General features: G+C 66.1%; 20 protein-coding genes. 19 read left to right on the top strand and 1 reads right to left on the bottom strand.

Going from position 1 to position 16,103, the window contains the following annotated elements:
- Window positions 1–49 precede the first annotated feature (49 nt).
- Entirely contained in the window at window positions 50–772 is a 723-nt protein-coding gene (flgF, locus tag AZC_RS03290) for a flagellar basal-body rod protein FlgF (protein ID WP_012169176.1), read from the bottom strand.
- Between the two features lie 235 nt (window positions 773–1,007).
- Here flgF and motA point away from each other — a divergent pair, with 235 nt between their 5' ends.
- From motA to AZC_RS24230, 19 genes are all read left to right on the top strand, one after another.
- Window positions 1,008–1,898: a flagellar motor stator protein MotA gene (gene motA / locus AZC_RS03285; RefSeq protein WP_012169175.1), complete on the top strand. Its 891-nt coding sequence runs from the start codon at window positions 1,008–1,010 to the stop codon at window positions 1,896–1,898.
- 40 nt (window positions 1,899–1,938) lie between these two features.
- A complete protein-coding gene (locus tag AZC_RS03280; protein ID WP_415454113.1) occupies window positions 1,939–2,832 on the top strand; it encodes a flagellar motor switch protein FliM in 894 nt (297 codons plus the stop codon).
- A complete protein-coding gene (locus AZC_RS03275) occupies window positions 2,813–3,157 on the top strand; it encodes a hypothetical protein (RefSeq protein ID WP_043878838.1) in 345 nt (114 codons plus the stop codon). The genes AZC_RS03280 and AZC_RS03275 overlap by 20 nt, the downstream gene beginning before the upstream one ends.
- Window positions 3,158–3,269: 112 nt before the next feature.
- A complete protein-coding gene (fliN, locus tag AZC_RS03270) occupies window positions 3,270–3,632 on the top strand; it encodes a flagellar motor switch protein FliN (protein ID WP_012169172.1) in 363 nt (120 codons plus the stop codon).
- 10 nt (window positions 3,633–3,642) lie between these two features.
- Window positions 3,643–4,668, top strand: coding sequence for a flagellar motor switch protein FliG (locus AZC_RS03265; RefSeq protein WP_012169171.1), 1,026 nt, complete (start codon window positions 3,643–3,645; stop codon window positions 4,666–4,668).
- Between the two features lie 15 nt (window positions 4,669–4,683).
- Window positions 4,684–5,763 (top strand): flagellar biosynthesis protein FlhB, encoded by a 1,080-nt coding sequence (gene flhB, locus AZC_RS03260; RefSeq protein ID WP_012169170.1) that lies wholly within the window; start codon window positions 4,684–4,686, stop codon window positions 5,761–5,763.
- Window positions 5,747–6,199, top strand: coding sequence for a hypothetical protein (locus AZC_RS03255; RefSeq protein ID WP_052285838.1), 453 nt, complete (start codon window positions 5,747–5,749; stop codon window positions 6,197–6,199). Before flhB ends, AZC_RS03255 begins: the two co-directional genes overlap by 17 nt.
- A gap of 205 nt (window positions 6,200–6,404) precedes the next feature.
- On the top strand, window positions 6,405–6,788 hold the full coding sequence (flgB, locus tag AZC_RS03250) for a flagellar basal body rod protein FlgB (RefSeq protein ID WP_043878837.1): 384 nt from the start codon (window positions 6,405–6,407) through the stop codon (window positions 6,786–6,788).
- A 2-nt stretch (window positions 6,789–6,790) separates the two neighbouring features.
- A complete protein-coding gene (gene flgC, locus AZC_RS03245) occupies window positions 6,791–7,210 on the top strand; it encodes a flagellar basal body rod protein FlgC (RefSeq protein ID WP_043879967.1) in 420 nt (139 codons plus the stop codon).
- Window positions 7,207–7,536: a flagellar hook-basal body complex protein FliE gene (locus tag AZC_RS03240; protein ID WP_012169166.1), complete on the top strand. Its 330-nt coding sequence runs from the start codon at window positions 7,207–7,209 to the stop codon at window positions 7,534–7,536. The genes flgC and AZC_RS03240 overlap by 4 nt, the downstream gene beginning before the upstream one ends.
- A 12-nt stretch (window positions 7,537–7,548) precedes the next feature.
- Entirely contained in the window at window positions 7,549–8,337 is a 789-nt protein-coding gene (gene flgG / locus AZC_RS03235; protein WP_012169165.1) for a flagellar basal-body rod protein FlgG, read from the top strand.
- A gap of 41 nt (window positions 8,338–8,378) precedes the next feature.
- On the top strand, window positions 8,379–8,951 hold the full coding sequence (gene flgA / locus AZC_RS03230) for a flagellar basal body P-ring formation chaperone FlgA (protein ID WP_012169164.1): 573 nt from the start codon (window positions 8,379–8,381) through the stop codon (window positions 8,949–8,951).
- Window positions 8,948–10,048 (top strand): flagellar basal body P-ring protein FlgI, encoded by a 1,101-nt coding sequence (gene flgI, locus AZC_RS03225; RefSeq protein ID WP_012169163.1) that lies wholly within the window; start codon window positions 8,948–8,950, stop codon window positions 10,046–10,048. Before flgA ends, flgI begins: the two co-directional genes overlap by 4 nt.
- Before the next feature lie 347 nt (window positions 10,049–10,395).
- Window positions 10,396–11,091: a MotE family protein gene (locus AZC_RS25935; protein ID WP_043878836.1), complete on the top strand. Its 696-nt coding sequence runs from the start codon at window positions 10,396–10,398 to the stop codon at window positions 11,089–11,091.
- Window positions 11,091–11,810, top strand: coding sequence for a flagellar basal body L-ring protein FlgH (locus AZC_RS03215; RefSeq protein WP_012169161.1), 720 nt, complete (start codon window positions 11,091–11,093; stop codon window positions 11,808–11,810). Before AZC_RS25935 ends, AZC_RS03215 begins: the two co-directional genes overlap by 1 nt.
- Before the next feature lie 18 nt (window positions 11,811–11,828).
- Window positions 11,829–12,359, top strand: coding sequence for a flagellar basal body-associated FliL family protein (locus AZC_RS03210; protein ID WP_012169160.1), 531 nt, complete (start codon window positions 11,829–11,831; stop codon window positions 12,357–12,359).
- Entirely contained in the window at window positions 12,356–13,234 is an 879-nt protein-coding gene (locus tag AZC_RS03205) for a flagellar biosynthetic FliP protein (protein WP_012169159.1), read from the top strand. Before AZC_RS03210 ends, AZC_RS03205 begins: the two co-directional genes overlap by 4 nt.
- Before the next feature lie 469 nt (window positions 13,235–13,703).
- Complete coding sequence (fliF, locus tag AZC_RS03200; RefSeq protein WP_012169158.1) at window positions 13,704–15,383, top strand: flagellar basal-body MS-ring/collar protein FliF; 1,680 nt, start codon at window positions 13,704–13,706, stop codon at window positions 15,381–15,383.
- Window positions 15,380–16,096: a hypothetical protein gene (locus AZC_RS24230; RefSeq protein ID WP_012169157.1), complete on the top strand. Its 717-nt coding sequence runs from the start codon at window positions 15,380–15,382 to the stop codon at window positions 16,094–16,096. Before fliF ends, AZC_RS24230 begins: the two co-directional genes overlap by 4 nt.
- Window positions 16,097–16,103: the final 7 nt, after the last annotated feature.

The raw sequence follows: 16,103 nt of genomic DNA, 5'->3' as shown, positions 1-16,103 counted from the left end.
AGGGGGAAGAGGCCGGGCATGGGCCGCCCGGCCGGAACACGCGAGGGGATTACTGCGGGCCGAGCGCGCGAATGGAATCGGTGCCCGAGGTCTCCTGCTGGGAAATGGCCTGCGCGGCGCTCTCGAAGGCGCGCTGCACCATGATGAGGCGCGTCATCTCCATCACCGGATCGACATTCGAGCCTTCCACATACCCCTGGCGGATGGCGTTGGAATTGTAGTCCGTCACCGGCGTCGCCGCCTTGTCGGGGATGACCGCCGAGTTGTCGTAGCGCTTGAGCTTGGCATCGAGCGGAATCTCGAACAGGCCGAGCGTTCCCACCGGGTTGGTGCCCTGGATGATGGTGCCGTCAGCGGTGATCTTCAGCTCGCCCTGGTTGGGCTGGATCATGACGGCCGTGCCGCCCTGATCGAGCACCGGATAATTGTTCACGCTGACCAGCATGCCGTCGGCGGTGACGTTGAAACGCCCGTCGCGGGTGTAGGCGACGCCGTCCGGCGTCTTCACCGAGAACCAGCCCTTGCCCTGAACGGCCACGTCATAGGGGCTGTTGGTATAGGTGATGGGGCCGGCGCGCCGGGACGTGTAGCTCTCGCCCGTGGAGGCGAACTTGATGTCCTTCGCCCCCTGCTCGGCCATGATGCTGGAGAACTTGATTTCTTCGGCCCGATAACCGGGCGTGTTCATGTTCGCCACGTTGTTCGCAATCGTGGCCATCCGCTTTTCCGTCGCCATCTGACCGGACAGGGCGACGTAAAGGCCGTTGGACATGCTGCCTCCGAGGGACCATGGGACCGGGAGCCGGTCCGACGCTTGAACAGGAACCCCTCCGGTGACGCCGCATTCGGCACGCGCACGGGAGGGCACTTAACCTTCGCGACGGAAGCTCTCACCCGAGGCTTGCCCGAGCCTGCCTCGCAGCGGCAATGTGCGTGTCCGCAGCAAGCCAAGCCTCGCGCAATGCACGTTGCCTAACACCGAGGGATCAAACAGGGGATCCACCGCCATGATGGTCTTGCTCGGAATTGTCCTTGGCCTGGGCGCCACCTTCGGCGGCTTCATGGCCATGGGCGGCCATCTGGACGTCGTCTGGCAGCCGTTCGAGTACGTCATCATCGGCGGCATCGCCTTTTCGACGTTCCTCATCGCCAACCCCATGTCCGTCATCAAGGACACCGGCAGCGGCATCATGCACGCCATGTCGGGCGTCGCGCCCAAGCGCAAGGACTTCCTCGCGCTGCTCGGCCTGCTCTATGCCCTGATGCGTGAAGTGCGCGCCAAGCCGCGCAACGAGGTCGAGGCGCACATCGACGATCCGGCCAACTCCGGCCTGTTCGCCCACTTCCCGACGATCCTGAAGGACAAGGAGCTGACGCAGTATATCTGCGACTATGCCCGCCTCATCATCATCGGCAACGCCAAGTCGCACGAGATCGAAGGCCTGATGGAGCAGGAGATCTCGACCATCAAGAAGCACAAGACGAAGCCCGCCGCCGCGCTCGGCACGGTGGCCGAGGCGCTGCCGGCGCTCGGCATCTGCGCCGCGGTGCTCGGCATCGTGAAGGCCATGGGCGCCATCGACCAGTCGCCGGAAATCCTCGGCCACTACATCGGCTCGGCGCTCATCGGCACCTTCGTCGGCATCTATTCGTCCTACGCCATCATTTCCCCGCTGGCCCACAAGATCAAAGTCACCCGTGAGAAGCAGTGCCAGCCCTTCATCATCGTCAAGCAGACGCTGATCGCCTTCATGAACGGCGCCCTCCCCCAGATCGCGCTGGAACATGGCCGCAAGACCATTGCGGAAGGCGAGCGTCCGACCATCGACGAGGTCGAGAGCGAGGCCATCTCGAACGTGCCGTCCTCGAACTCTCCGCCCCAGCAGCAGGCCGCGTGATCCCATGAATGCAGCGCATTCCCATCAAGACATTCGAGACATGCTGCTCGATGCGGCGGGGCTGTCGATCGACCGCATGCCCATGCTGCACGTCATCTTCGACCGCCTGGGCACGCTCTGCGCCGAAGGCCTCCGCCAGCTGGCCGCCTCACAGGCCTTCTACTCGCTCTCGAGCATCGAGACGGGCCGCATCGGCGACGTGCTGGAAATGTACGAAGGCATGGCGGTGGCCGGCGTGTTCCACGTTCCGATGTGGGACAGCCACATCATCGTCGGCTTCGACCGCGACTTCGTGTTCACGATGATCGAGGCGCTGTTCGGCGCCGACGGCTCCGAGCCGCCGGTGGACGACGAGCGCAGCTTCTCCAACATCGAGCTGCGCATCTCGCAGGCCATCTTCGAGCAGATGCAGAAGGCGCTCCACAACGCCTTCACCATGGTGAGCGACACCCAGTTCAAGTTCGAGCGGCAGGAAACCCGCATGGACTTCGCGGTCATCGGCCGCCGCAACAACCTTGCCGTCACCGCCAAGTTCCTGCTCCAGGCGCTGAACCGCGGCGGCGAGATGTTCGTCATCATCCCGCAGTCGGCCCTGACGCCCATGCGCCAGGCACTCGCCCGCACCACGCCCGCCGAGACTTCCGGCCGCGACCCGATCTGGACCAAGCAGATCCGCGACGAGGTCAACCGCACGCAGGTCAAGGTTCGCGCAATCCTCGAGGAGCGACACTATCCCCTCGGCGAGATCGCCGACTTCAAGGTGGGCCAGGTGCTCCATCTGCAGGCCACGCCACGGACGCTCGTGAAGCTGGAAAGCGCCGACCAGCCGCTCTTCTGGTGCCATCTCGGCCAGGCCGAAGGCGCTTATGTGCTGCGGGTCGAAGAGCAGATCAATCTGAACCAGGAGTTCGTCGATGACATTCTTCCCCGTTGACATGGTGCTCCTGGTCGCGCTCGTCATGACCACCGCCTGCGTGGTATTGGTCTATCGCAAGCTCAAGGAACTCGAGGCGCATCAGGCCCATTACGAGCGGGTGCTGGCGGAAAGCTCCGCGGCGCTCATCTCGGCCCATCAGGCGGTGTGCGCCCTCAATACGGACGGCCGGGAACTTCTGTTCTCGCTGGGTGACAAGATCGAGCAGGCGCACGAAGCCATCGCGGATCTCGAGCGCAACAGCCTCGCCCTTCGCCGCGCCCGCACCGAGCAGGCCGGCATGGACAAGCATGCGAACGGGCAGATGCTGGCGCGCGGCGCCTGACGGCCTTCAGACCCAGATCCGATGCGGTCGCGGCGACCGGATCGGCCCAATCTTCCACTTTCTACGGGCGCCCGAGAGCGCGCTCGGACCAGCCAATTGACGGGAGCACCCCATGGCACCGCCCGATGATTTCGACAAGGACACCGCCCAGGACGAAGCGCTCTTCTCCAAGGCGCTGAAAGACAACGGCAAGGAAGAGACCATCGGCACCGGCCAGGGCCTCGAATCCGTGATGCGCATCCCCGTGCTGCTGCAGGTGGTGCTCGGCTCGGCCAGCATGCCGGTGGCCAATCTCATGAAGCTCGGTCGCGGCGCCATCGTGCCGCTGGACCATCGCGTGGGCGAACCCGTGGACGTGGTGGTGAACGGCCGCATCATCGCCCGCGGCGAGGTGATGGTGGTGGAAGAAGACAACTCCCGTTTCGGCGTGACCCTCACCGAGATCGTCGGCCCCGGCGGCGCCGACCACAACTGACGGCTAGCCCATGGCCCCCCAACCGCTGACCGGCAAGTCCCGCCCACTGCACGGCACGGACAAGGTGGCGGCGCTGCTCATGACCATGGGCACGCCGATCGCCAACCGCATCCTCAAGCATTTCGAGCCGGACGAGATCAAGCTCGTCACGCGCGCGATTGCGGAACTGCGGCCGATGCCGACCGCGGTCGTCGAAAGCCTGATCGAGGAGTTTGCGTCGAGCTTCGTCGCCGGCGCCAATCTCGTGGGCACGGCACAGGATGTGGAACGGCTGCTGACGGGCGTTCTGCCGCCCGAGCAGATCGCCGAGATCATGAACGAGCTGCTGGGCGCAGCCAATCATTCGATCTGGGACCGCATCTCCACGGTCAGCGAGAACATCCTCGCCACCTACATCATGAAAGAGCATCCGCAGACGGCGGCGCTCATCCTCTCCAAGGTGCGCCCCTCGTGCGCCGCCAAGGTGATGAGCCACATCCCCGCGGACAAGCGCAACAGCCTGATGCGCCGCATGCTCACCTTCAAGCCCATCGTCGACGCCACCATGCAGGTGATCGAGAAGACCATCCATGAGGACTTCATGATGAACTTCTCGCGCAACGCCGGCGCCGACCCGCATGCCCGCATGGCCGACATCATCAACAAGATGGAGCGCGAAGACATGGAAATGGTCCTGTCCTCGCTGGCGGCCACCCGGCCGAAGTCGGCGGAAATCCTCAAGGGCCTGCTCTTTACCTTCGAGGACATCGTCAAGCTCACGCCCAAGGCGCGCACGTCGCTGTTCGACCAGGTGCCGAACGACAAGCTCATCCTGGCGCTCAAGGGCACGGACGTGGAATTCCGCGAAATCATCCTCCAGTCGCTGGGCTCGCGCGTGCGCCGCATGGTCGAGCAGGAACTGGGGAACGGCGAGCCGTCGGCACAGAAGGAGGTGGCGGAGGCCCGCCGCACGATCACCGACATGGCGCTGGACATGGCGGGACGCGGAGAAATCGAGATCAATACCGGCAACGACGACGAAGCCTACGTGCGATAAGCAGAAGCGCCGTCAATGTCCGACGATACCGACAAGGAAAGTAAAACCGAAGAGGCAACGGAGCGCAAAGTCTCCGATGCCTTGGAGAAGGGAAACGTTCCCTATTCGCGCGAGACGGCGCTGTTCGCCTCGCTGCTGGGCATCCTCGGGGTCCTGACGTTCTTCGTCGTGAATCCCGTGCGCATCCTGACCGTCGAGCTCACGCACTTCCTCGACAATCCCGCGGGCTTCACGCTGGCGGGGTCGGACGATGCCATCGCCCTCGCCTGGGGCGTGCTGCTGCTGATGGGCCAGGTTCTGCTGCCGGCGGTCCTTCTGCTGGCGGCGGCGGGCCTTGCGGCTTCGCTGTTCCAGAACACGCCGCGCCTCGTGCTGAACCGCATCCAGCCGCAGTTCAGCCGCATCGATCCCATGAAGGGATGGACGCGCATCTTCAGCCGGGACGGCGGTATCGAGTTCGGAAAGTCGGCGTTCAAGCTGGTCGTGGTGGCGGTCATCTGCGGTGTCCTGCTCATGTCCGAGCGGGACAAGGTGATGAACGCCATGTACAGTGACCCGCTGCTGATGCCGTCGGTCATCCTGTCCCTGGCCACGCGGCTGATCTCCGCCGTCTGCGTCGCCACCATCGTCCTGGTGGCCCTTGATCTCGTCTGGTCCCGCTTCCACTGGCGTGCCGAACTGCGCATGACCAAGCAGGAAGTGAAGGAGGAGATGAAGCAGCAGGAAGGCGACCCGATGGTGAAGGCGCGCATGCGCTCGCTGGCGCAGCAGCGCGCCCGCCAGCGCATGATGAGCTCGGTGCCGAAGGCGACCCTCGTGGTGGCCAACCCGACGCACTATGCCATCGCGCTCTATTATGACCGCCAGAAGGGCGGTGCACCGCAGGTGGTGGCCAAAGGCACCGATCTGATCGCGCTCAAGATCCGCGAGATCGCAGAGCGCTGTTCGATCCCGGTGATCGAGGACAAGCCGCTGGCCCGCGCCATGTATGACGCGGTGGAGGTCGATCAGTGGATCCCGCCGGAATTCTACAAACCCGTGGCGAAGATTTTGTACTTTATCTATTCCCGAGGAACGAATGCTGCCAAGCAATGACCATGTGGTCAACCGGGCGACGGTCGGCGAGCAGCGCTTGATGGTCTACGAGCGCGCGCTCGCAGAATGCCTTCGTCATTTCCTCGGTGAACTCTTCTATACCAACGCCGGCGTCATCATCGGCTATATCCACGGCCGGCAGGACCAGAACATCGACGATATCGTCGCCTCCTCGGCCGAGCTGTCGCTGCGCCCGGGGCTGCTGCACTACACGCACCATGCCAACATCGTCGAGGAGTGGGGTGCCCCGCCGGTGGTCACGCTGGAGATGGAACTCCAGCACATCGATCTGACGGCCTATTTCCGCATCGAGTTCGACGGCAAGGGAATCGGCATCACCATCGAAGGCATCGTCTTCACCGAACCTGTCGCCTCCATCGAGGACAGCTTCCTGCGTTTCCAGCACGCGCTGGACGAGTGCCGCCTGCCGGCCTGAGACGCCGCCGACAGCTTCACGCCACCCCGCGGCATTCCAGCGTTCCGACACGACCTCCTACCGGACCCGCGCCCAGGCCTTGTCCCGGCACGAACGGCGCCCCTTGGGTTCGTTCCCGCCCGTCGGCCCGGTTCCCGATCCGAGCGCCAGCCCCGTGCAAGGTTTCACACCTAGGGTTGGTCCCGAGACGATCCGGGAGGACCCGTTGGATCCTTTGTACCTGTTCGACCTTGCATCGCGTCAGGCCCGCTGGGCCTCGGTGCGGCAGGCGACCATCACCGGCAACATCGCCAATGCCAATACGCCGGGCTACCAGGCCCGGGAGGTCGAGCCTTTCTCGGCTGTCATGAACAAGACCCGTCTGAGCATGGCGACGACGGAGCCCGGGCATATGGGCGTGCCCTTCGCGGGCGCCGAGACTTCGAAGACGAAGGAATCGGACTCGTGGGAAGTCACCGCCTCCGGCAACTCGGTCAATCTCGACCAGGAGATGCTGAAGGCGGCCGACGTCAACCGCACCTACACCCTCAACACCAACATCGTGCGTGCCTTCAACCGCATGATCCTTACGAGCGTTAGGAGCTCTTGATGATCGATCCCTTGAAGGTGGCCGGCCAGATCGCCGGCAGCGGCCTCCAGGTTCAGGCGCAGCGCATGCGGGTGGTTTCGGAAAACCTCGCCAACATGCGCTCCACCGGTTCGACGCCCGGCGCCGACCCCTATACGCGCAAGACAATCCAGTTCCAGGCCGAGCTCGACCGCACGCTCGGCGCCTCCAACGTGAAGGTGAAGAGCCTCGGCGTCGATCAGGCGCCCTTCCTCACCGAATACGACCCCGGCAATCCGGCGGCGGATGAGAGCGGCATGGTCAAGCTGCCCAACGTGAACATGCTCACGGAAATGGCGGACATGCGCGAAGCCAACCGCTCCTACGAAGCCAACCTCCAGATGATCAAGCAGACCCGCTCCATGGTGGCGATGACCGTGGACCTCCTGAGGACGCAGTCATGATCGAAACCGTCTCCGCCCTGAGCTCCAGTCTGCGCACGCCCACCTCGATCTCCTCCACGAAGATGGAGACGACCGAGACCAAGCTGACCGCCCTCAACGGCCAGCAGGGCGCCGACTTCGGCGACGTGCTCGCCAGCGTCACCACCGACGCCATGAAGACCGTGCGCCAGGGTGAAGCCGCCGGTATCGCGGCCATCCAGGGCAAGGCCTCCATCCAGCAGGTGGTCGAAGCGGTGATGTCCGCCGAGCAGACCCTGCAGACCGCCATCGCCGTGCGCGACAAGGTGGTCGCCGCGTATCAAGAAGTCAGCCGTATGGCGATCTGAGGAGTCCGCATCATGAGAGCACTCGCTATCGCCGCAACCGGCATGAATGCCCAGCAGACGAACGTGGAAGTGATCGCGAACAACATCGCGAACATCAACACGACCGGCTTCAAGCGGGCCCGCGCCGAATTCTCCGACCTGCTCTACCAGTCCGAGCGCACCCAGGGCATCCCGAACCGCGACGGCGGCCAGGCGATTCCGGAAGGCGCGATGCTCGGCCTCGGCGTCCGCACGGTTGGCATCCGCAACCTGCACACCCAGGGCCCGCTGACCCAGACCGGCAACACGCTCGATCTCGCGGTCAACGGCCGCGGCATGTTCGAGATCACCACGCCGGACGGCCAGACGGTCTATACCCGCGCGGGCTCGTTCAACCGCAGCGCGACGGGCCAGCTCGTCACCTCGGACGGCTATGTGATCAACCCGGCGATCCAGTTCCCGAACAACGCCACGGAGATCCAGGTCAACGAGAGCGGGCAGGTCTATGCGACCATCCCGAACCAGACCAATCCGCAGCTCCTCGGCCAGCTCACGCTCGTGAACTTCGCCAACGAGTCCGGCATGGAGCCGCTCGGCAACAACCTCTATCGCGAGACACTCGCGTCTGGCCAGCCGATCGTCGGCGTTGCCGGCGACGTGGGCTTCGGCAAGATCCAGCAGGGCTACCTCGAGGCGTCCAACGTCGATCCGGTGAAGGAAATCACCGAGCTGATCGCCGCCCAGCGCTCCTACGAGATGAACTCCAAGGTGATCCAGGCCGCCGACGAAATGTCGAAGACCGTCTCCACCGGCATCCGCTGACGGCCCGCGCCGTCAGCTCCATCAAGGACACCAGAGCCGCCATGCGCACGATCCTCGCAGCGCTCGCCGTACTGGCGGGCCTCGCCACGATGCCCGCCGCCGCGCAGAGCACGTCCGGCCTCAGCATCTCCTCGCGTGTCGCCGCGGCGGAAGCCGCGGAGGCCGCCGCGCGCAGCAAGGCTCCGGCGCCCTCGGCGCAGGCCCCGGCCATTCCGGAGCCTGCCAGCATCGTGCTCCCGGTTCCGGCGGTCGCGATCTATCCCGGCGACACCATCAGCGACTCCATGCTGGTGGATCGCGCCTATTCGGTCAGCCCGTCCGACCGCGTGGCGGTGGCCACCTCGCGCCAGGCGCTCATCGGCAAGGTGGCCCGCCGCGGCCTCCAGGCCGGCACGCCGATCCCGGTCAACGCCTATGCCGATCCGCAGGTGGTCTCGCGCGGGCACCTCGCCCCCGTCGTCCTGCAGGAAGGCGGCCTCACCATCTCCGGCTTCGCCATGGCGATGGAAGACGGCTCTGTAGGCAAGATCGTGCGTCTCAAGAATCTCGACAGCGGCCTCATCATCGCCGGCACGGTGCAATCCGACGGCTCGGTGCGGGTGAGCGGCCAATGATCTCGCGCTTCCTGATCGCCGCGCTTGTCGTCCTTCTGGCGGGACCGGCGCTGGCGCTGACCCGCATCAAGGACATCTCGTCCGTCCAGGGCGTGCGCGACAACCAGCTCATCGGCTACGGCCTCGTCATGGGCCTCCAGGGCACCGGCGACACGCTGCGCAACTCGCCCTTCACCGAGCAGGCCCTCCAGGCCATGCTCGACCGCATGGGCATCAATGTGGTCGGCAGCCCGCTGCGCGCGCGCAACACCGCCGCCGTGATGGTGACCGCCAACCTGCCCGCCTTCGCGGCCATCGGCTCGCGGGTGGACGTGACGGTCTCTTCCATCGGCGATGCCACGTCGCTGAAGGGCGGCACGCTGCTTATCACGCAGCTCAACAATACCGACGGCCTGACCTATGCGGTGGCGCAGGGCCAGCTCGCCGTCTCCGGCTTCAGCGTGCAGGGGCAGGCGGAAACGCTGACCCAGGGCGTGCCCACGTCCGGCCGCATCCCGAACGGTGCGCTGGTGGAACGGCAGATTCCCGGCCAGCTCCGCGACCTGAACGAATATCTGATCGATCTCACCAATCCGGACTTCAAGACCGCCTCGCTGATGGCCGATGCCATCAACGCTTATACCCAGGCGCGTTACGGCCGGCCGCTCGCCCGCGAGCGCGACCTGCGCACCGTGGTGGTCCAGCGTCCGCCCCAGGCCAATCCCGCCCGTTTCCTTGCCGAGATCGGCGAGCTGGGCATCGAGGTGGATACGCCCGCCAAGGTGGTGGTGGACCAGCGCACGGGCACCGTGGTCATCGGCCGCAACGTGCAGGTCTCGACGGTTGCCGTGACCCAGGGCAGCGTGACCGTCCGCGTCACCGAGACGCCGGTGGTGTCGCAGCCGAATCCCTTCGCCTCCGGCTCCACCGTGGTGGTGCCGCGCACCGACATCCAGGCGGACGAGGCCGGCGGTCATCTGGCGGTGGTGCGGGGCACCGACCTCCAGACACTGGTGCGGGGCCTCAACAGGCTGGGCCTCAAACCCTCCGACATCATCGCGATCCTCCAGGCCATCAAGACGTCCGGCGCGCTGCAGGCGGAGCTTGTGGTCCAGTAGCGACCGGCGGTGCGTGCCGCGCCGCATGACAGCGTGGCGCAAGCATTGGTCTGTACCCCTGAAAAGCACATTGAGATGGCGTGAGCCGCGGGAACCTTCACCGGAACCTGCGGCCCCGCGCTCAGCCCCGACATGTGCCCGCGCCAAGCGGGCTCGTCGGAGCCTTCGAGGAAGATGCCGATGTACGCCAAGGGCATTCGAGCGGCCATGACGGCCGCGCCGGGACAGCGGCCGCGCCGCATTATCCCGTCCGGGTCGGGCACGCTCCCCAGCGTCGCGCAGACCCAGCTTGACGCAAGGTGCGGCAGTGCATCTTCCGGGTTTCCCCATCGCAAGGAGGCTCAGTGATGTTTGCGCAGACGACCCTGTGGCAGCTCCTCATCCCCTATCTTCTGGGCGTCGCCTCCGGGGCCATCGTGATCGGTGCCGTTGGCGCCTCGCGTATCGCCCGGCTGAGCCATGAGAACGCCCGCCTGCGGGCCGGTCTCTCCCACGCAGTGACCCAGGTCGTGGCCGCGCCGGTCCGCGCCGGACGCCGCTGGGCCGCACTTGCCCTCGCCGTTGTCGCCGCCCTCTCGATCGCGCCGGCGGTGCAGGCCCAGCAGCAGACCGCCGCCGCCGGTGATGCGCGCGACGACAATGCGCTCGCCTACTGCCGGAACATCGCCAACTCCGCTTCCGACGCCCGCTTCGCCCGCCAGGCGGCTGCGCTCGCCGCCATGGAGAAGGAAATCGACTCGCGCATTGCCGCCCTCGAGGCCAAGCGCGCCGAGTATCAGGACTGGCTGCAGCGCCGCGAGGCCTTCCTGAAGAAGGCCGACGAGGCCCTCATCTCCGTGATCTCGCAGATGCGTCCGGACGCTGCTGCCGCCCAGATCTCGGTGATGCAGGACGAGGCCGCCGCCGCCATCCTCGCCAAGCTCAATCCGCGCTCCGCCAGCGCCATCCTCAACGAAATGGAGCCGGCGCGCGCCGCGACCCTCACCAACACCATGGTGGGCATCAGCCGTCGCGCCCAGGCCCAAGCGGAAGGACGTTCCTGATGAAGCCCGTCATTCTTGCGACGGCCAGCGCGCTGCTTCTCGCCGCCTGCCAGACCAATTCCTATGACAGCCTCGCCTATGGCCCCACGCTGACTCCGGTCGGCCAGGGCCTCGAGGCCGGGCGCATGCCGGTGCCGCAGCCGTTCCAGCAGGCCAAGGAGCGGACCTTTCGCTCCGCCTACAATCTGAACAGCCAGAGCATGTACCGCGCCCTGCGCGCGGCGGCGGTGGGCGATGTCATCCGCATCACCATCGACATCGACGACAAGGCCCAGCTCGACAACAACACCAACCGCTCGCGCAAGTCGGCCAGCGACGTCGGCTTCGCGTCGGCGCTCAACCTGTCCGGCTTCCAGAGCGGTTCGACCTCGGGCAGCGCCTCTGGCAATCTCGGCCTGACGGGCGACACCAGCACCGACGGCAAGGGCAAGATCGACCGCTCCGAAAAGCTGCGTCTGTCGCTCGCCGCCGTGGTCACCGAGGTCATGCCCAACGGCAATCTCGTCATCAACGGCTCGCAGGAAATCCTCGTGAACTACGAGGTCCGCGTCCTGACGCTGGGCGGCATCGTGAATCCGCTCGACGTCACCTCGAACAATACGGTGGCCTACGACAAGGTGGCGGAAGCCCGCATCTCCTACGCCGGTCGCGGCCGCCTCAACGACGTCCAGCAGCCGGCCTGGGGCCAGCGCCTGTTCGACGCCGTCAACCCGATGTAAGCGGACCAGGGGGGTTCCATGGCCGCGTCAGACGATAAGGCAAAGTCCGCGACCGTGGCGGCAGCAACCGGTGCCGGGGGCAAGGAGCAGAACGGCACCAAGGGCTTGATCCTTGCCATCCTGATCCTCACCGTGCTCGGCGTCGCCACCGGCGGCGGGCTCGGCGTCCAGTTGGCCACCACCGTGGAAAAGGTGGTTGCAGCCAAGGCGAAGGAAGAGCCGGTGAAGAAGGAGCAGCAGCTCTTCTATGCCGGCAACACCATGATGCAGCCCATGAAGCCGGTGATCGTGAACCTCGCGAGCCCGCCGAACACCTGGGTCCGCATCGAATCTTCCTTCGTTTTCAAGAACGGCGCCCTCGCCAACCCCGCGCTGACGGAATCCACGCTGCGCGAGGACATGATGTCGTATCTGCGCACGCTGACGCTCAGCCAGTTCGAGGGCCCGAGCGCGCTCCAGCAGCTGCGCGAGGACCTCAACGAGCGTGCCCGCGTCCGCAGCGAAGGGCGCGTGGACGAACTCATCATCGAGACGCTGGTGGTGCAATGAGCCGCCCCGCTCCGAAGGGCCATCGCAACGTCTGGTCCCTGATCCGCCCCTGCCTGCTCGCTTTGCTCGGCCTGCTGTTTTCGGCCGGTCTCGCCTACGCCCAGAACCGGGTGCAGGGTGATACCCAGATTCCGTCGCTCGACTCGCTGCTCGGGGACAATGGCGGCGCGGTGAGCGGTCGCATCATCCAGATGGTGATGGTGCTGACGGTGCTGTCGATCGCACCGGGCCTGCTCATCATGGTGACGAGCTTCACCCGCTTCGTGATCGCCCTCTCCTTCCTGCGCTCCGGCCTCGGCCTTTCGAGCACGCCGGCGAACCTCGTACTCATCAGCCTGTCCCTGTTCATGACCTTCTACGTCATGGGTCCGACCTTCGATAAGGCCTGGACCGAGGGCGTGCGGCCGCTGACCGAGCGCAAGATCACCGAAGAGGAGGCCTTCACGAAGATCTCCGAACCGTTCCGGGAGTTCATGCTCTCACAGGTACGCCCGAAGGACCTGCGCCTCTTCGCGGACATCGCGGCGGCCACCGGCCGGCCGTCGAAGAACGATCCCGAGACGGCGGCCCAGAACAATTCGGCTCCGGCCACGAGCCCGAACCGGGACCAGAATGCCCAGCCCGAGCGGCAGATCGAACTGCGGATCCTCATTCCCGCCTTCATGATCTCCGAACTGCGGCGCGGCTTCGAGATCGGCTTCCTCATCATCCTGCCGTTCCTCATCATCGACATGATCGTGGCGACCCTCGTGATGTCCATGGGCATGATGATGATGTCGCCGGCGGCCCTCGCCCTGCCGTTCAAGATCCTGTTCTTCGTCCTGATCGACGGCTGGAACATCCTCGTCAGCGGGCTCGTGCGCTCCTTCTTCTGAGCTGCACGGCCCCCAAGATCCCCGGTCGGAGGCCCCGAAAGGCTCCGGCTGGGCGTCTGTGCAGCGGGGCCAGGTGTCGCTCTGCCCGCGGCGGCACGGCCGTATTCGGATGGGCTCGAAGACCCGGCTTGCAAGCCTGCTCCGCCCCTTCGGCACGCACCTACCTCTCCCAATACAACCTCGCGCGCGCGGCTGCGGAACCCTGAAGCGCCCCGGTGATTGAGGCCGCCGTCCACCGCGGAGATTCCGCAGTGGAATCAAGGGCATTCTCCCCCTCGGCTGCCCCCCTGAAAGCCAAGGCTGCCCGTCCTTTTTCCCGCCTCAATCGCTGCAACGCCCGTGCAAGGTTGAAAGGGAAGATTGCACTCCAGAGCAGAGGCAGGTTCAGGCCGATCTTTGCTCCGTCCGTCCGGGACACCGGCCCCAGCCAAAGTCCCAAGTCGAATGCAATCACGATGAGGCGGCGCGCATGAATGCCCGCGAGCAGCTTGAGCGGCTCCTTTCGAACCTCCGTCAGCTCGGCGCCCGGCGCCTCGTGGCGCTCGGCCTGATCGCCTTCACCGTGATGGCGGTGATCGGCCTCGGCGCCATGTATCTGAGCCAGCCGGAACGCGAGACGCTGTACGCCAACCTGAGCCGTGACGACGTCACGCGCATCGGCGGCGCGCTCAAGGATGCCGGCATTCCCTTCGATGTGAGCTCGGACGGCGCCACCGTTCTCGTGGCCCATTCCGACACGGCCCGCGCCCGCATGCTGCTGGCGGTCAAGGGCCTGCCGCAGAGCTCCAGCTCCGGCTACGAACTCTTCAACGACGTGCGCTCCTTCGGCCTCACCTCCTTCATGCAGGAAGTGACCAAGGTCCGCGCGCTCGAGGGCGAAATCGCCCGCACCATCCAGACCATGAAGGGCATCAAGGCGGCCCGCGTCCACATCGTGCTGCCCGACCGCGGCTCCTTCCGCCGCGACCAGCAGCTCGCCACCGCCTCCGTGGTCATCCGCACCGAGAATTCCGCCGACAGCTCCACCGCCCAGGCGATCCGCCACCTCGTGGCCGCCGCCATTCCGGGCATGAAGCTCGACAACGTCACCGTGCTGAATACCGAGGGCACGATCCTCACCTCCACCGAGGACGGCGTCACCGCCGCCGCGACGCGCAAGTCCGCGCTCCAGCAGCAGGTGAACCGCGAGACGGAAGAGAAGATCCGCCGCACCCTCACCCCCTTCCTCGGCCTCGGCAATTTCGAGGTCAGCGTGTCCTCGCGCCTGAACACCGACCGCAGCACCATCAATGAGACCACCTACGACCCGGCGTCGAAGGCGGAGCGCTCCACGCGCGTGGTGAAGGAGCAGGGCCAGACGCAGAACCGCTCGCAGCAACCCAACACCACGGTGCAGCAGAACATCCCCCCGCCTCCCGGCACCCCGGGCACGGGCACGGAGAACAACGAGAACAACCAGCGCCGCGAAGAGCTCACCAATTTCGAGATCTCCACGCGCCAGAGCCAGACGGTCCGCGATGCCTACAGCGTCGAGAACCTGTCCATCGCCGTGCTCGTGAACAAGGAGCGCCTCACCGGCACGAAGGACGGCACCCCGCTGGAGACCCAGACCTACGAGATCGAGCAGCTCGTCTCCTCGGCGGCCGGCTTCGACAAGGAGCGTGGCGACAAGCTGAAGGTCGTGGCCGTGCCCTTCGCCGACGGCGGCAACAACATGGAGCCGATCCCGCCGCTCACCTGGTCCGAGCTGCTGTTCCGTCAGGCCGGCACCATCGTGAATGCCGTGACCATCCTGGTCGTCGCCATCCTGCTCATCTGGTTCGGCCTGCGCCCGGCGCTGCGTGCCATCCTGGCCCGGCCCGAGCCCGACGAGGCGGAAGCCATTGAGGCGGCGATGCTCGCCGCCCCGACCGAACTGCCGCCGGATACGGTGCTGCCGTCCACGGCCCAGAACCCGAACACGCTCGACGGCGTCACCACGCTGGCCGGCTTCACCGGCGGCGACTCGGGCCCGGTCAACCTGATCGGCGACGTCACCTCCAAGGTGAACCGTTCGCCCCAGCGCCGGCTCGAGCAGATGATCGAGTATGACGAGGAGCAGGCCGCTGCGATCCTGCGTCAGTGGCTGCATCAGGAGGCCAAGGCGTGAGCGCGAAGGTCCTGAGACACCACCTGCCGCTCTTCTCCGGCACCGACGCGCCCCTCCCGGCGGAACTCGCCGAGGCGCGCAAGCCCGGCGTCCCGAGCCGCAACATCAAGCCGCTCTTCGAGGCGAAGCCCGTCGCAGCGACCAAGGCCGGGCCGGTGCCGCTCACGGCCAAGGCCGCCGCCCCGGTCCAGCCCAAGAAGGAGCCTGCGCCCGATCCGGCCGCCATTCTCGCCGCCGCGGTGAAGGCCGCGCGCGAGGAAGCGCGGGCCGAAGCGCAGAAGGAATTCGAGGCCGAGCGGGCCCGCGAGGCGGAAGCCTTCGAAGCGCATCTCCAGCTCGTGCGCCAGCAGTGGATCATCGAGACCGGCAACACGCTGGCCGAGGGTCTCAAGGGCGCCATGGCGGAGATGGAGGAGCGCCTCGCCACCGCCGTCGGCCGCATCCTCGTGCCCTTCGTGCAGGATGGCGTGCGGGTGCAGGCTCTGGAGCGGCTCACCGCCGAGGTCAGCCGCCTCCTGTCGACGCCCGGCGTTCCGGTGATCCGCGTCAGTGGGCCGCAGGACATGCTCGACGCGCTCAAGGCGCGCTGCGGCGAGGCCGGTATGGAATATGAGGTCAAGGATGAGGTGGACGTGCGGGTGACGGCGGACGACACCATCATCGAAACCCAATTGCGGGCCTGGAGCGCGCACCTGACCGAAGCTCTGGCCTGAGGCGCAT

The organism is Azorhizobium caulinodans ORS 571, from assembly GCF_000010525.1.
Classification (GTDB): domain Bacteria; phylum Pseudomonadota; class Alphaproteobacteria; order Rhizobiales; family Xanthobacteraceae; genus Azorhizobium; species Azorhizobium caulinodans.
Note: the sequence above shows the minus strand (reverse complement) of the source record. Positions and strands in the feature narration are given on the sequence as shown.

Excerpts from the sequence above, each read along its gene's own strand:
- flgF (WP_012169176.1), bottom strand. The coding sequence starts at position 772 with ATGTCCAACGGCCTTTACGTCGCCCTGTCCGGTCAGATGGCGACGGAA.
- motA (WP_012169175.1), top strand. The coding sequence starts at position 1,008 with ATGATGGTCTTGCTCGGAATTGTCCTTGGCCTGGGCGCCACCTTCGGC.
- AZC_RS03280 (WP_415454113.1), top strand. The coding sequence starts at position 1,939 with ATGCTGCTCGATGCGGCGGGGCTGTCGATCGACCGCATGCCCATGCTG.
- AZC_RS03275 (WP_043878838.1), top strand. The coding sequence starts at position 2,813 with ATGACATTCTTCCCCGTTGACATGGTGCTCCTGGTCGCGCTCGTCATG.
- fliN (WP_012169172.1), top strand. The coding sequence starts at position 3,270 with ATGGCACCGCCCGATGATTTCGACAAGGACACCGCCCAGGACGAAGCG.
- AZC_RS03265 (WP_012169171.1), top strand. The coding sequence starts at position 3,643 with ATGGCCCCCCAACCGCTGACCGGCAAGTCCCGCCCACTGCACGGCACG.
- flhB (WP_012169170.1), top strand. The coding sequence starts at position 4,684 with ATGTCCGACGATACCGACAAGGAAAGTAAAACCGAAGAGGCAACGGAG.
- AZC_RS03255 (WP_052285838.1), top strand. The coding sequence starts at position 5,747 with ATGCTGCCAAGCAATGACCATGTGGTCAACCGGGCGACGGTCGGCGAG.
- AZC_RS03240 (WP_012169166.1), top strand. The coding sequence starts at position 7,207 with ATGATCGAAACCGTCTCCGCCCTGAGCTCCAGTCTGCGCACGCCCACC.
- flgG (WP_012169165.1), top strand. The coding sequence starts at position 7,549 with ATGAGAGCACTCGCTATCGCCGCAACCGGCATGAATGCCCAGCAGACG.
- flgA (WP_012169164.1), top strand. The coding sequence starts at position 8,379 with ATGCGCACGATCCTCGCAGCGCTCGCCGTACTGGCGGGCCTCGCCACG.
- flgI (WP_012169163.1), top strand. The coding sequence starts at position 8,948 with ATGATCTCGCGCTTCCTGATCGCCGCGCTTGTCGTCCTTCTGGCGGGA.
- AZC_RS25935 (WP_043878836.1), top strand. The coding sequence starts at position 10,396 with ATGTTTGCGCAGACGACCCTGTGGCAGCTCCTCATCCCCTATCTTCTG.
- AZC_RS03215 (WP_012169161.1), top strand. The coding sequence starts at position 11,091 with ATGAAGCCCGTCATTCTTGCGACGGCCAGCGCGCTGCTTCTCGCCGCC.
- AZC_RS03210 (WP_012169160.1), top strand. The coding sequence starts at position 11,829 with ATGGCCGCGTCAGACGATAAGGCAAAGTCCGCGACCGTGGCGGCAGCA.
- AZC_RS03205 (WP_012169159.1), top strand. The coding sequence starts at position 12,356 with ATGAGCCGCCCCGCTCCGAAGGGCCATCGCAACGTCTGGTCCCTGATC.
- fliF (WP_012169158.1), top strand. The coding sequence starts at position 13,704 with ATGAATGCCCGCGAGCAGCTTGAGCGGCTCCTTTCGAACCTCCGTCAG.